The sequence below is a fragment of the Micromonospora sp. WMMC250 genome (assembly GCF_027460215.1).
In the GTDB taxonomy this organism is placed as follows: Bacteria; Actinomycetota; Actinomycetes; order Mycobacteriales; family Micromonosporaceae; genus Micromonospora; species Micromonospora taraxaci.
The window spans coordinates 4,202,307-4,216,210 of sequence record NZ_JAPZBJ010000002.1; the positions used below are offsets into that span (position 1 = coordinate 4,202,307).

The 13,904-nt window shown below is 71.7% G+C and carries 11 protein-coding genes; 8 read left to right on the forward strand and 3 right to left on the reverse strand.

The window, feature by feature from the left end:
* Positions 1–7: 7 nt before the first annotated feature.
* A complete protein-coding gene (locus O3438_RS18730; protein ID WP_269681175.1) occupies positions 8–1,591 on the reverse strand; it encodes an acyl-CoA mutase large subunit family protein in 1,584 nt (527 codons plus the stop codon).
* 206 nt (positions 1,592–1,797) lie between these two features.
* Here O3438_RS18730 and O3438_RS18735 point away from each other — a divergent pair, with 206 nt between their 5' ends.
* Together O3438_RS18735 and O3438_RS18740 are read left to right on the forward strand one after the other, a co-directional pair.
* On the forward strand, positions 1,798–3,870 hold the full coding sequence (locus O3438_RS18735) for a serine/threonine-protein kinase (RefSeq protein ID WP_269681176.1): 2,073 nt from the start codon (positions 1,798–1,800) through the stop codon (positions 3,868–3,870).
* 48 nt (positions 3,871–3,918) lie between these two features.
* Positions 3,919–5,640 carry a phospho-sugar mutase gene (locus O3438_RS18740; protein ID WP_269681177.1) on the forward strand — a complete coding sequence of 574 codons (1,722 nt, stop codon included), beginning with the start codon at positions 3,919–3,921 and terminating at the stop codon, positions 5,638–5,640.
* A gap of 277 nt (positions 5,641–5,917) precedes the next feature.
* Here O3438_RS18740 and O3438_RS18745 read toward each other — a convergent pair whose 3' ends face one another.
* Positions 5,918–6,595: a GOLPH3/VPS74 family protein gene (locus O3438_RS18745; protein WP_145786267.1), complete on the reverse strand. Its 678-nt coding sequence runs from the start codon at positions 6,593–6,595 to the stop codon at positions 5,918–5,920.
* A 74-nt stretch (positions 6,596–6,669) separates the two neighbouring features.
* A complete protein-coding gene (upp, locus tag O3438_RS18750) occupies positions 6,670–7,302 on the reverse strand; it encodes a uracil phosphoribosyltransferase (protein WP_145786266.1) in 633 nt (210 codons plus the stop codon).
* A gap of 135 nt (positions 7,303–7,437) precedes the next feature.
* Between upp and deoC the strand changes: the two genes are divergently transcribed.
* The 6 genes from deoC to O3438_RS18780 all read left to right on the forward strand — a co-directional run bounded on the left by deoC (position 7,438) and on the right by O3438_RS18780 (position 13,894).
* Positions 7,438–8,397 (forward strand): deoxyribose-phosphate aldolase, encoded by a 960-nt coding sequence (gene deoC / locus O3438_RS18755; protein ID WP_269681178.1) that lies wholly within the window; start codon positions 7,438–7,440, stop codon positions 8,395–8,397.
* Between the two features lie 6 nt (positions 8,398–8,403).
* Positions 8,404–9,834, forward strand: a complete 1,431-nt coding sequence (locus O3438_RS18760) for an aldehyde dehydrogenase family protein (protein ID WP_269681179.1) — start codon at positions 8,404–8,406, stop codon at positions 9,832–9,834.
* Positions 9,827–10,651 carry an aldehyde dehydrogenase family protein gene (locus O3438_RS18765; protein WP_269681180.1) on the forward strand — a complete coding sequence of 275 codons (825 nt, stop codon included), beginning with the start codon at positions 9,827–9,829 and terminating at the stop codon, positions 10,649–10,651. The genes O3438_RS18760 and O3438_RS18765 overlap by 8 nt, the downstream gene beginning before the upstream one ends.
* A 312-nt stretch (positions 10,652–10,963) precedes the next feature.
* Positions 10,964–11,425 (forward strand): BlaI/MecI/CopY family transcriptional regulator, encoded by a 462-nt coding sequence (locus O3438_RS18770; RefSeq protein ID WP_269681181.1) that lies wholly within the window; start codon positions 10,964–10,966, stop codon positions 11,423–11,425.
* A gap of 10 nt (positions 11,426–11,435) precedes the next feature.
* The gene (locus tag O3438_RS18775) at positions 11,436–12,341 is read left to right on the forward strand and encodes a M56 family metallopeptidase (RefSeq protein WP_269681182.1); all 906 of its coding nucleotides are present in this window, start codon (positions 11,436–11,438) and stop codon (positions 12,339–12,341) included.
* Between the two features lie 302 nt (positions 12,342–12,643).
* Positions 12,644–13,894 (forward strand): cytochrome ubiquinol oxidase subunit I, encoded by a 1,251-nt coding sequence (locus O3438_RS18780; protein ID WP_269681183.1) that lies wholly within the window; start codon positions 12,644–12,646, stop codon positions 13,892–13,894.
* Positions 13,895–13,904: the final 10 nt, after the last annotated feature.

A 13,904-nucleotide genomic window follows, 5' to 3' on the forward strand; every position in this document is an offset into this window, starting at 1 on the left:
AGGTGGGTCAGAAGCGGTCGGTCGGCCGGTACAGCCCCCACGCCTCACGCAACGTCCCACAGACCTCGCCCACTGTGGCCCGCGCCCGCAGCGCCGCCTTCATCGGGTACAGCACGTTGTCAGTGCCGTCGGCGGCGGCCCGCAGCTCGGCCAACGCCCGCGCCACCGCGTCGGCGTCCCGCTCGGCGCGCAGCCGCGCCAGCCGTTCGGCCTGGGCCGCCTCGATCGCCGGGTCGACCCGCAGCGGCTCGTACGGCTCCTCCTCGTCCACGGTGAATTTGTTGAGCCCGACCACCACCCGCTCACCCGAGTCGATCTCCTGGGCGATCCGGTACGCGGACTGCTCGATCTCCCGCTTCTGAAACCCGGCCTCGATCGCGTCCACCGCGGAACCGTGGTCGGCCACCCGCTCCATCAACTCGACGGCGGCGGCCTCGATCTCGGCGGTCATCGCCTCCACCACGTACGAGCCGGCGAACGGGTCGACGGTGGCGGTGAGGTCCGTCTCGTACGCCAGCACCTGCTGGGTGCGCAGCGCGAGCCGGGCCGCCTTCTCGGTGGGCAGCGCGATGGCCTCGTCGAAGCTGTTGGTGTGCAGCGACTGGGTGCCGCCGAGCACCGCACCCAACCCCTGCACCGCCACCCGGACCAGGTTCACCTCCGGCTGCTGCGCGGTGAGCTGCACGCCGGCGGTCTGGGTGTGGAACCGCAGCATCATCGACTTCGGGTCCTTGGCGCCGAAGTCGTCGCGCATCAGCCGGGCCCAGATCTTCCGGGCGGCACGGAACTTCGCCACCTCCTCCAGCAGGGTGGTGCGGGCCACGAAGAAGAACGACAGCCGGGGGGCGAAGTCGTCCACGGCGAGCCCGGCGGCCAGCGCCGCGCGCACGTACTCCACGCCGTTGGCCAGGGTGAACGCGATCTCCTGCGCGGGCGTCGCGCCGGCCTCGGCCATGTGGTAGCCGGAGATGGAGATGGTGTTCCACTTCGGCACCTCCTCGCGGCAGTACGCGAACGTGTCGGCCACCAGGCGCAGCGACGGCTTCGGCGGGAAGATGTACGTCCCCCGGGCGATGTACTCCTTGAGGATGTCGTTCTGGATCGTGCCGTTGAGCGCCGAGCCGGGCACCCCGTTCTCCTCGGCGACGAGCTGGTAGAGCAGCAGCAGCACCGAACCGGGCGCGTTGATCGTCATCGAGGTGGAGACCTTGTCCAGCGGGATGTCGGCGAAGAGCAGCCGCATGTCCTCGATGGAGTCGATGGCGACGCCCACCTTGCCGACCTCGCCGTGCGCGATCGGCTCGTCGGAGTCGTAGCCCATCTGGGTCGGCAGGTCGAAGGCGACCGAGAGACCCATCGTGCCGGCCCGCAACAGTTGGTGGTACCGCGCGTTGGACTCGGTGGCGGTGCCGAAGCCGGCATACTGGCGCATGGTCCACGGACGGGAGGTGTACATCGTGGGGTAGACCCCCCGGGTGTACGGGAACTCGCCGGGGCCGCCCAGCCGGGAGCCCAGATCCTCCGGAAGGTCGGCCTCCGTGTAGACGCCGTTGATCGGGAAACCGGACTCGCTTGACCGCCGTTCACTCATCCCCGGATGGTAGGACGCCTGGCCACGCCGTCGCGTGAGGGATACCGCACAGTGCGTCCCGACCGGTCGACACGAGGTGAACGACAAGGCACGTTCTGTCGACTTCGATAAACGTCCGTCGCGTCGGCTTTCGCATCGGGCGTCGGAACCAGCAAGATAGGGGGGTTGTGTCCCAGCCCCCCTCGATTTCCCCCGGTGGCTTTTCTGTGACTCAGATCCCGACGTGGAGCGGCGGACCAGTCAGTCCCGCCAACGGACGAGCGGCGCCCGGCACCACCATTGGTGGCCGGTACTCGCTGCGGTCCTCGGTGGGCAACGGCGGCATGGGCACGGTGTGGCGCGCCACAGACACGCTGCTGCGCCGTGACGTGGCGGTCAAGGAGGTCGTCCTACCTCCCGGGCTGGCCCCCAGCGACCGCGACGCCATGTACGAACGCACCCTGCGCGAGGCCCGCGCCGCCGCCGCGATCCAGCACCCCGCGGTCGTCCAGGTGTACGACGTGGTCACCGAGGCTGGCCGGCCGTGGATCGTGATGGAACTGCTGGACGCCCGCAGCCTCGCCGACATGGTGATCGAGGACGGGCCGGTCGCGCCCCGTGCCGTCGCCAAGATCGGCATCGCGCTGCTCGGCGCGTTGGAGGTCGCACACGCGATCGGTGTGCTGCACCGTGACGTGAAGCCCGCCAACGTGCTGATCTGCACCGACGGGCGCTGCGTGCTGACCGACTTCGGTGTCGCCCGGATGCCCACCGACGTGCAGCTCACCACCCCCGGCATGGTGCTCGGCTCACCACACTTCATCTCGCCCGAGCGCGCCATGGGCCAGGAGTTCGGCCCACCGAGCGACCTCTTCTCGCTGGGTGTGACGCTCTACACCGCGGTCGAGGGGCGGCCCCCGTTCGACAAGGGCGACCCAATCGAGACCATGCACGCCGTTGTCGAGGACCCACCCGCGCCGCCGCAGCGCAGTGGGCCGCTGACCCGCGTGCTGATGGGCCTGCTGGAGAAGGACCCGGCCCGGCGACTGGACGTGCACACCTCCCGGGCCATGCTGCGCGAGCTGCTCGCCGGCCCGCTGGGCAGCACCGCGACCGCCGTGCACTCGGTCACCGACCCGTACGCCGTGGTGCCGGTCCAGCAGCGCCCGGTGCCGGTCCTGCCGCCCCCTGCGCCGGAGCCGAAGCCGGACAGCCAGATCGGCGGCCCGGCGATGTTGGCCCCCGGTGAGTCGTTGACCGACCGGCTGGCGGCGCTGAACCGGGGCGAACGCCCGGCGCCCGCCGGCACGGCCGACGCCACCGGGCTCGACGAGACCAGCGCCGACGCGTTGGCCGGCCCGCTGCACACACCCACCGGGGCGATGCCCCCACCCGGGCGACCGACCGCCGGCCGCGCCTACGGCGGCAACGCGGACGCCACCCAGCGGGTGGACGCCGGCGCGCACCCGGACGCCACCCAGCGGGTCACCTACGGCACTCCGGCCGACGCCACCCAGCAGGTCGGCTACGGCGGCGCGCCGGAGGCCACCCAGCGCATCGGCGGCACCTACGGCGGCGGCAACCAGTGGTCGGTGCCGGGCACTGGCCAGCCCTGGGCCACCCCACCTGCCTCGGGCGGCGGCACTTCGGGCGGCGGCGCACTGGACAAGGTCCGCGCCGCAGGTGGTCAGCTCGTCGGCACGGTCAAGGGCTGGCCGCGCAAGGTGCAGCTCGCCGCGGCCGGTGGCCTGGTCGTGGTGCTGCTGATCACCGCCGTGGCGCTCTCCGGTGGCGACGACGCCCCGCCGAACACCCCGGCGGCGCAGCCCACCCCGTCCGCGCCGGCGGCTCCCACCGTCGAGATGCAGGAACACGCCGCCCGGGGCATCCAGGTCATGGTGCCGAAGGGCTGGAAGAAGGCCACCGGCGGTTCCTACACCGACTACATCGACCCGGAGGACAGCGGCCGCAAGGTGCGCATCATCACCGAGAAGTGGTCCACCGACTCCACCCGCTGGGCGGAGACCGCCGAGAACGGCCTCAAGACCAGGAGCACCTCCTGCGTCAAGCCGTACCAGCAGGTCAGCTCCACGGAGACCGAGCTGGCCAGCAAGCCGGCCGCCGAATTCGAGTACACGTGCGGCGAGGGCGACACCATGCGGCACGGTGTCTGGCGTGGTGTGGCGGAGGGTGGCAAGGCGTACTCCTTCTACCTCACCGCCACCGACGCCAAGTTCGCGGAGAGCAAGCCGATCTTCGACGAGATGGTGCGGACGTTCCAGCTCACCGGGGACGGCTGAGCCGGAGGGAACCCGCAGCGGTGATCCGCCGCCGTGCTATCAAGGGGCATGGCGGCGGACAGCACTGACATGGACGACATTCGCGAGCAAGCCCGGCGCTGGCTGGCGGACGACCCCGACCCGGCCAGCCGGGACGAGCTGACGGCGGTGCTCGACGCCCTACCGGCGAGCGCGCCGGAGCTGGCCGACCGGTTCGCCGGCCCGCTGACCTTCGGCACCGCGGGTCTCCGTGGCCCGCTGCGGGCCGGCCCGAACGGCATGAACCTCGCCGTGGTCACCCAGGCCGCTGCCGGCCTGGTCGGTTGGCTCGCCGCCCAGGGCAGCACCGGCCCCCTGGTGATCGGGTACGACGCTCGGCACGGCTCCAAGCAGTTTGCCGAGCGCACCGCCCAGGTGGCCACCGGTGCTGGCCGGCCGGCGCTGCTGCTCCCCCGCCCGCTGCCCACCCCGGTGCTGGCGTACGCGGTGCGCCAACTCGGCGGCGTCGCCGGTGTCATGGTCACGGCCAGCCACAACCCGCCCCAGGACAACGGCTACAAGGTCTACCTCGGCGCGGAGCTGGGCGGTGAACTGGGTGCCGGCGCACAGATCGTGCCGCCCGCCGACGCCGGCATCGAGGCGGCCATCCGTTCGGTCGGCCCGCTGACCCAGGTGCCACTGGGCCAACCCGGGCAGGTGCTCGGCGACGACCTGGTCGCCTCGTACGTCGAGCGGGCCACCGCCGTGATCGACCCGGACGGGCCACGGGACCTCTCGGTGGCGTACACCCCTCTGCACGGGGTTGGCGCGGCGGTGCTCACCGCCGCCTTCGCCCGCGCTGGTTTTCCGGTGCCCGGCGTGGTCCCCGACCAGGCCGAACCGGATCCGGCGTTTCCCACCGTGTCCTTCCCCAACCCGGAGGAGCCGGGGGCGGTGGACCGACTCGTCGCGCTGGCCGACGCGACCGGCGCCGACCTGGCCATCGCCAACGACCCGGACGCCGACCGGTGCGCGGTGGTCGTCCGTGCGGGCAGGCCAGCGAGCGCGAGGAGTGAGCTTGCGAGCCCCACAGTCGGCAGCGAAGAACGGCACGGCTGGCGGATGCTGCGCGGCGACGAGGTGGGCGTGCTGCTCGCCGACCACCTGATGCGCCGGGGGGTGACCGGGCTCTACGCGACCACCATCGTGTCGTCGTCGCTGCTGCGGGCCATGTGCGCGGCCCGGGGTCTGCCGTACGACGAGACCCTTACCGGCTTCAAGTGGATCGTGCGGGCCGGCGGCGGGAGCGCGCCCCTGGTCTTCGGCTACGAGGAGGCGCTCGGCTACTGCGTCGCGCCGGGGCACGTTCGGGACAAGGACGGCATCACGGCCGCGCTGACAGTGGCCGAGCTGGCCGCCGGCCTCAAGGCGCAGGGCCGTACCCTGACCGACCGGCTCGACGAGTTGGCCGCCGAGTTCGGCGTGCACCACACCGACCAGCTCTCCGTCCGGGTGGACGACCTGCGGGTGATCACCGACGCGATGGCCCGGATCCGCGCGGCCACCCCGACGTCCCTGCTCGGGCAGCCGGTGGACAGCGTCCGGGACCTGCTGCCGGAGTCGGATGTGGTGATCCTGCGCACCGCGTCGGCCCGGGTGGTGATCCGCCCCTCCGGGACCGAGCCGAAGCTCAAGGCGTACCTCGAGGTGGTGGAACCGGTTGCCGACGGAGATGTCGCCGCCGCCCGGAGCCGAGCCGGTGCGGCGGTCGCGCGGCTGCGCGCCGAGGTCGGTGCCGCCCTCGGCATCTGACCCCGCGGACCCCCACCCACCCGCCACGCCCCCTTGCTCTGCACCCACGGATGCACCGCGCTTGCTCTGCACTCGCGGACGCGCCAACGCTTGCTCTGCACCCACGGATGCACTGCGCTTGCTCTGCGCCCACGGACGCGCCACGCGGCGGCCGGCCCGGGGGTGGTGCACCCAGGGGTGCAGAGCAAAGGACGGCCAGGAGGGTGTGGGTTGGCCGACGGTCAGACAGTTTGCGCCGCGCCGACCGTTCCGGCCCGGGCGGCGACGGGTCCGACGGTCAGGCGCGCTTGCCCAGCGCCGCGTCGACAGCTCCGGCCAGGGCGGCGACGACCAGGCCGACCGACGGGCGGACCACCGAGTCGTCGCTGCTCACCTGACCGGAGAAGCCCGCGCCGGTGGCGATCTCCTCCAGGCGTCGGCGAGCGGTGGCGACCTCCTCGCCACTCACGCCCAGCGCGGTCTCCATCCGGAGCACCACGACCAGGGTGGCCAGCGCGGCGGTCCGCTCGTCCGGGGCCGCGGCGCCGGTCAGGGCCTCGGTCAGCCGCTGGCGGGTCTCCGCCTCGACGGAGGCGTCGACCACCGGATAACGGTGCACGTGGATGAAGCCCAGCTCGGTCTCGTCGACGTCGCGGACGACACCCTGGGCGCACAGATCACCGAGGATCTTGTCGCGCAGGCCGTGGCGCAGGCGCTGCACCCAGGAGGCCGGGGTGTGCGGGGTGTCGGCCGCGATCCGGCCCAGCACCTCGTCGGCGACCGGCTCGCCGGTGGGCGTCGGGTCGACCACGGTCAACGACCCGTCGGCGTACGCGATCCGGCCGGCGATGGCCAGCTCCACCAGCACCGCGGCGGCCATGCCGAGGTCCAAGCTGATCCGCGGCATGGTCGCCTTGCCGGTCGAGTCGTCGTAGGCGAGGAGCAGCAACTCCTCGGCGAGCGCAACACCAGTCATGGCCGCAGACGGTAGCGGGTCCGCGCACCACCGCGCGCGGACCCGCCGGACCCGGCACCGACCGGGTGGAGCCCTCAGAACCGGGGCATGCCGCCGAACTGACGGTCCCCGGCGTCCCCGAGCCCGGGGACGATGAACATGCTGTCGTTGAGCCCCTCGTCGATCGAGGCCGTGACCAGGCGGATCGGCAGACCGGAGCGCTCCAGCCGCTCGATGCCGACCGGGGCGGCGAGCACGCAGAGCACTGTGATGTCGGTGCAGCCGCGGTCGGCCAGCAGCCGGCAGGAGTGCTCCAACGAGCCACCGGTGGCCAGCATCGGGTCCAGCACCAGCACCGGCAGCCCGGCCAGGTCCCGGGGCAACGACTCCATGTACGCGCGCGGTTCGTAGGTCTCCTCGTCGCGGGCCAGACCGACGAAGCCCATCGACGACTCGGGGAGCAGGCCGAGTGCGGCGTCCGCCATGCCGAGACCGGCCCGCAGCACCGGGACCAGCAGCGGCGGATTGGCCAGCCGGGTGCCCTCGGTGCCGGTGACCGGCGTCTGCACCGGGTACCGCTCGACGGGGAAGGAGCGCGCCGCCTCGTACACCAGCATGGTGGTCAGTTCGTGCAGCGCGGCCCGGAACGTCGAGGAATCGGTGCGCGCGTCCCGCATGGCAGTCAACCTGGACTGGGCCAGCGGGTGGTCAATGACGTGTACATCCACGATCGCTCAACCTACCGCTCCGTAGCGCGCGGTGGTGCGGGTGCGGTAGGACCAGCGACGCCGCTCACGTCACACGGGCCCGCCGGCCGATCGTGAGCAAGATCACTCGCCGTTCCGGTGCGTAGACTTCGGGGCATGACGGCGACAACGACGTCGGCCCGGTCGGAGCTCTCCGAGCTGGGACGATCCGAGACCGCTCTGCGGACCTTCCTCCACGGCCTGCCCGGCGTGGACCAGGTCGGCGCGGAGCAGCGGGCGGCACAGCTCGGCACCCGATCCATCAAGACCACCGCCAAGGCCCAGGCGATCGACCTGGCGATCCGGATGGTCGACCTGACCACCCTGGAGGGGGCGGACACCCCGGGAAAGGTGCGCGCGCTGGCCGCGAAGGCGCTGCGCCCGGACCCGGCCGACCCGTCCTGCCCGCACGTCGGGGCGGTCTGCGTCTACCCGGCGATGGTCCCGTACGTCGCCGAGGTGCTGCGCGGCAGCAACGTGCACCTGGCCAGCGTCGCCACGGCGTTCCCGTCGGGCCAGGCACCGTTGGAGATCAAGCTCGCCGACACCCGGGCCGCCGTCGCGGCCGGCGCCGACGAGATCGACATGGTGATCAACCGGGGTGCCTTCCTCGCCGGGCGGTACAAGGAGGTCTACGACGAGATCGTGGCCACCAAGGAAGCCTCCGGGGACGCCCACCTCAAGGTGATCCTGGAGACCGGCGAACTGGCCACGTACGACAACGTCCGGCGGGCCTCCTGGCTGGCCATGCTGGCCGGCGGTGACTTCATCAAGACCTCCACCGGCAAGGTCCCGGTCGCGGCGACCCTGCCGGTGACCCTGGTGATGCTGGAAGCGGTCCGCGACTTCCGCGCGGCGACGGGGCGGCAGGTGGGCGTGAAGCCCGCCGGTGGCATCAAGACCACCAAGGACGCCATCAAGTACCTGGTGATGGTCAACGAGACCGTCGGCCCGGACTGGCTCGACCCGGACTGGTTCCGCTTCGGCGCGTCCAGCCTGCTCAACGACCTGCTGATGCAGCGCACCAAGCTGACGACCGGCACCTACTCCGGTCCCGACTACTTCACCCTGGACTGATAGCCGATGTTCGAATACGCCCCCGCCCCCGAGTCCCGCTCGGTGGTGGATCTCAAACCCTCGTACGGGCTGTTCATCGACGGCAGGTTCGTCGACCCGACCGACGGCGGCAGCTTCAAGTCGATCAACCCGGCCTCGGAGGAGGTGCTGGCCGAGGTAGCCGAGGCCGGCGCGCCGGACGTGGAGCGCGCGGTGCGTGCCGCCCGTAAGGCGTACGACAAGGTGTGGGGTCCGATGCCGGGCCGGGACCGGGCGAAGTACCTGTACCGGATCGCCCGCCTCATCCAGGAACGCTCCCGCGAGCTGGCCGTCCTGGAGTCCCTGGACAACGGCAAGCCGATCCGGGAGTCCCGGGACGTCGACCTGCCGCTGGTCGCCGCCCACTTCTTCTACTACGCCGGGTGGGCCGACAAGCTGGGCCACGCCGGTTTCGGCCCGAACCCGCAGCCGATCGGCGTTGCCGCGCAGGTCATCCCGTGGAACTTCCCGCTGCTCATGCTCGCGTGGAAGATCGCCCCGGCGCTCGCCGCGGGCAACACAGTGGTGTTGAAGCCCGCCGAGACCACCCCGCTGACCGCGCTGCTCTTCGCCGAGATCTGCCAGCAGGCCGACCTGCCGGCCGGTGTGGTCAACATCCTCACCGGCGCCGGTGACACCGGCCGTGCCCTGGTCGAGCACCCCGGTGTCGACAAGGTGGCCTTCACCGGCTCCACCGACGTCGGTCGGGCCATCGCCCGATCCGTCGCCGGCACCCGCAAGAAGCTCACCCTGGAGTTGGGCGGCAAGGCCGCCAACATCGTCTTCGACGACGCGCCCATCGACCAGGCCGTCGAGGGCATCGTCAACGGCATCTTCTTCAACCAGGGGCACGTCTGCTGCGCCGGCTCCCGCCTGTTGGTCCAGGAGAACGTGGCCGACCGGGTGCTGGAGTCGCTGAAGCGACGGATGGCTCAGCTGCGGGTCGGCGACCCGCTGGACAAGAACACCGACGTCGGCGCGATCAACTCGGCCGCCCAGTTGGAGCGGATCCGCGAGCTGTCCGACGCCGGCTCGGCCGAGGGCGCCGAGCGCTGGGCGCCGCCGTGCGAGCTGCCCGACCGCGGCTTCTGGTTCGCGCCGACCATCTTCACCGGCGTCACCCAGGCCCACCGGATCGCCCGCGAGGAGATCTTCGGCCCGGTGTTGTCGGTGCTCACGTTCCGCACCCCGGCCGAGGCCGTGGAGAAGGCCAACAACACGCCGTACGGGCTGTCGGCGGGAATCTGGACCGACAAGGGCTCCCGGATCCTGTGGATGGCCGACCGGCTGCGCGCCGGCGTGGTCTGGGCCAACACGTTCAACAAGTTCGACCCCACCTCGCCGTTCGGTGGCTACAAGGAGTCGGGTTACGGTCGCGAGGGCGGCCGGCACGGGCTGGAGGGCTACCTCAATGTCTGAGCGGGTCGCGGTACGCAAGACGTACAAGCTCTTCATCGGCGGGAAGTTCCCGCGCAGCGAGTCGGGACGGTCGTATCTCGTGCAGTCCTCGAATGTGTCACTGGCCTCCCGCAAGGACGCCCGGGACGCGGTGGTCGCCGCCCGCGCCGCCGTGAAGGGCTGGGCCGGCGCGACCGCGTACAACAGGGGTCAGATCCTCTACCGTGTCGCCGAGATGCTGGAGGGTCGCCGCGAGCAGTTCGTCGCCCTGGGCATCCCCGGCGACGAGGTGGACGCGGCGGTGGACCGCTGGGTCTGGTACGCCGGCTGGGCCGACAAGCTCGCCCAGGTGTACGGCGGTGCCAACCCGGTCGCCGGCCCGTACTTCAACATCTCCGCGCCCGAGCCGACCGGCGTGGTCGCGGTGGTCGCCCCGGAGCGCCCGGCGCTGCTCGGCCTGGTCAGCGTGATCGCCCCGGCGATCGTCACCGGCAACACTGTGGTCGTGGCCGCCTCCCCGACCGAACCGTTGGCGGCGGTGACGCTGGCCGAGGTGCTGGCCACCTCGGACCTGCCCGGTGGGGTGGTCAACATCCTCACCGGCGCGATCACCGAGACCGCGCCGGCGTTGGCCGCGCACATGGACGTCAACGCGCTCGACCTGACCGGGGTGGCCGACGTTTCGCTCGCCACCGAGTTGGAGGTCAAGGCGGCGGAGAACCTCAAGCGGGTGCTCCGGCCGGCGCCGGCCGACCACGACTGGTCCGGCGACCCGGGCCTGGCGCCGATGACCGCGCTCCTGGAGACCAAGACGGTGTGGCACCCCAAGGGGGTGTGATCGCCTGTCCTCGGCCTCTTTGGTTTTCCGGGGGAGCCCGCCCACTCCGGGCGGTCAGGCTTGATCCCTGCGTGGTCGGGCTCCCCCGGAAAACCTGACGTGGGCCGGGCCCGTCGGGGTGGGTCAGCTCAAGGGTCCTGCGTCGGGTCGGGTTGCCGGTCGACGGGTTCCCGCGCTGATCTGCGCAACTTCGGGGATGTTGCTGCTTCCGTAGCACTAGAGGCAGCAACATCCCTGTTCTTGTGCGGATCTTGGGAGCGTTCGGAGGCCGGGGGTGAGCTGGGGTTCTACTACCGGGGGTAGGATTGGTGCGTGACTCGGCTGGGCGATCTTGAGCGTGCGGTGATGGACGTGTTGTGGGACGTGGTCCCCGGCACGTCGGATGGTGTGACCGTGCGCGAGGTGGCCGACGCGCTCGACGGCCGCGAGTTGGCGTACACGACGGTGATGACAGTGCTCGACCGCCTCGCCGGCAAGGGCATGGTGCAGCGGGAGCGCGAGGGCCGGGCCTGGCGGTACCGACCGGCGGCCAGCCGTGAGGCGCACATCGCCCAGCTCATGCTCGACGCCCTCGACCTGGGAGGCAGCCGGGACGCCGCGCTCGTGCGGTTCGCCCGCTCGGTGACCGGCACCGAGGCCGAGGTCCTGCGGGCGGCGCTGGGGAGCGAGGCCGGCCTGACCGGGCCGGGTTCCGCCGACGACGGCCCCGGGCTGACCGACCGCGTGGACGGGCCGACGGGCCGACGGCCCGCCGGCGAGGCAGCGGAGCGGTAGGGCGCACGCCGTGGCCTACGCCGTGCACTTCGCCGCGACCATCCTGGCCTGCTATCTGACGGCCCAGGTGCTGGCCCGCTCCACCTGGACGTGGCGCAGCCCTCGGGTGGCGATCGTCTGCTGGCAGGCCGTCGGGTTGGCACTGGGGCTCTCGGCGATGGGCCTGCCCATGGCGCTCGGGCTGAGCGGGTACGGCCGGCCGACCGGAAGCGCACTGCTCGCCCTGGCCGACGACCTCGTCCACGGCACCCTGCCGATCGGGCTGGGCACCTTCCACCTCGCTGGTGTGGGCGTCGGTTTCGGCATCGGCGCGGTCCTGGTCACCACTACCGTGCGCAGCATCCACGGCACCGTCCGCGCCCAGCGCCGGCATCGGGACCTGCTCTCGCTGGTGGCCCGGGACGACCCGGCCGCGCCCGGCGCGCTCGTGCTGGACCATCCGAGCGCTGCCGCGTACTGCCTGCCGGGCGTGAAGCCGCAGGTCGTCATCAGTGCCGGCACGCTGAGCCTGCTGGACCGCGCCGAGTTGGCCGCCGTGCTGAGCCACGAGCGCGCACACGCCCACGAGCGGCACGATCTGGTGCTGTTGCCGTTCACCGCGCTGTGCCGAGCGTTGCCCTGGTTCGGCTGGGTCCGCGACGCCCACGAGCGGGTCGCCCTGCTGGTCGAGATGCGCGCCGACGACAAGGCCCGTGAGCTGCACGCGGATGCGCCGCTGGCGGGAGCACTTCGCCGGTTCGCCGCGGCCGGCCACCGGGTCACCCCGGCCGGGGCGCTGGGTGTGGGCGACCGGGATCTCGACGTACGGGTGCAGCGGCTGCTGGTGAGCGACCGCCCGCCCCGGGTGCTCGGCGCCACCGCGCTGGCGGTGGCCAGCACGCTGGTCGCCCTCCCGATCACCCTGTTCCTGTCCTGAACTGACCCGAGCGGCCTCGCGCGGGGTCGCCGTGGCCTGAGCCCGGCGCGCTGCCCCTGCGCAGCAACGCCGGGACCCCACGTCGCCCGCCTGGCGATCCCACGATCGCGCTGGATCCAGGAACGATCGGCATCCCACGGCGGACGAGGCCACTCCATCCAGGATCGAGCGCGATCTCCCCGCCCCACAACTACTACGTCATGTCGTAGACTTGTCTACGACATGACGTAGTAGACAGACATGTAGCAAAGCTACGTGTAGGGTAGCTACGACAAGGGAGCCAACACTACGGAGAGCCGGCCATGGACACCCTGCTCCTCGCCCGCCTGCAGTTCGCCACCACCACCTCGATCCACTTCCTCTTCGTGGTCGTCACGCTCGGTCTGGTCACCCTGCTGGTCGCGATGCAGACCGCCTGGGTGATCACCGGCAACCCGAAGTGGGAGCGGCTGACCCGCTACTGGGGTCAGCTCTACGTGATCAACTACGTGCTCGGCATCGCCACCGGCATCGTGATGGAGTTCCAGTTCGGGTTGAACTGGAGTGGCCTGTCGCGCTACGTCGGCAACGTCTTCGGGGCGCCACTCGCCATCGAGACACTCGTGGCGTTCTTCCTCGAATCCACGTTCCTCGGGATGTGGATCTTCGGCTGGCACCGGCTCGGCAAAGGCGTCCACCTCGCGCTGCTCTGGGGCGTGGCGATCACCGCGTACGCCTCGGCTTTCTGGATCATGGTGGCCAACTCGTGGTTGCAGAACCCCGTCGGCTACGAGGTACGCGACGGCATCGCCCACCTCACCGACTTTGGCGCGCTGCTCACCAACCCCAGCCTCGGCATGGCGTTCGGGCACGTGGTCTCGGCCGCGTTGCTGGTCGGCGGGATGCTGATGGCGGCGGTCAGCGCCTGGCACCTGATCCGGCGCACTCCCGACTTCGCGCTCTTCCGCACCTCGCTGCGCATCGGGCTGGTCACCTCGGCGTTCGCGATCACCATGGTGCAGGGCTTCGGCTTCGCCCAGTTCGGCCCGGTCGGTGCGGTGCAGCCCACCAAGTTCGGCCAGGGCCCGGAGGGCCAGGCGCTGATCGCCGAGTGGACCAGCCGGTTCGGCCCCGGCGACTACACGCCGCCGGTGCTGGCCAACGTAGGGCTGGGCTTCATGATCCTGATCGGCTTCACCCTCGGCTGCGTGTGGTTCCTGCTCCCCCTGCTCTTCCGCGACTGGGTCATCCGGCTGCGATTCCCGCTCTGGCTGATCCTGCTCGCCCTGCCGCTGCCGTTCGTCGCGGTGATCCTCGGCTGGATCGCCCGGGAGGTGGGCCGCCAGCCCTGGGTGGCGTACGGGCTGCTCCCCACCGAGCAGGCCGTCTCACCGGTCGGCGCGCCCGTGATGCTCACCTCGCTGATCGGCTTCAGCCTGCTGCTCGGCACCCTCGCCGTCACCAACTGGGTGCTGCTCGCCCGGCACGCGGCCCGGGGCGCCGCCGACCCCGCGCTCGGCCGCCCGCCCGCGCCCCCGAGCGAGTCGGCCCACCCCGAACCCGCCCTCGTCTGAGCACCTGAGG

Bases quoted from the DNA above. Each gene is read 5' to 3' on its own strand.
- deoC (WP_269681178.1), top strand. From the start codon at position 7,438: ATGACGGCGACAACGACGTCGGCCCGGTCGGAGCTCTCCGAGCTGGGA.
- O3438_RS18780 (WP_269681183.1), top strand. From the start codon at position 12,644: ATGGACACCCTGCTCCTCGCCCGCCTGCAGTTCGCCACCACCACCTCG.
- O3438_RS18760 (WP_269681179.1), top strand. From the start codon at position 8,404: ATGTTCGAATACGCCCCCGCCCCCGAGTCCCGCTCGGTGGTGGATCTC.
- O3438_RS18730 (WP_269681175.1), bottom strand. From the start codon at position 1,591: ATGAGTGAACGGCGGTCAAGCGAGTCCGGTTTCCCGATCAACGGCGTC.
- O3438_RS18765 (WP_269681180.1), top strand. From the start codon at position 9,827: ATGTCTGAGCGGGTCGCGGTACGCAAGACGTACAAGCTCTTCATCGGC.
- O3438_RS18745 (WP_145786267.1), bottom strand. From the start codon at position 6,595: ATGACTGGTGTTGCGCTCGCCGAGGAGTTGCTGCTCCTCGCCTACGAC.
- O3438_RS18740 (WP_269681177.1), top strand. From the start codon at position 3,919: ATGGCGGCGGACAGCACTGACATGGACGACATTCGCGAGCAAGCCCGG.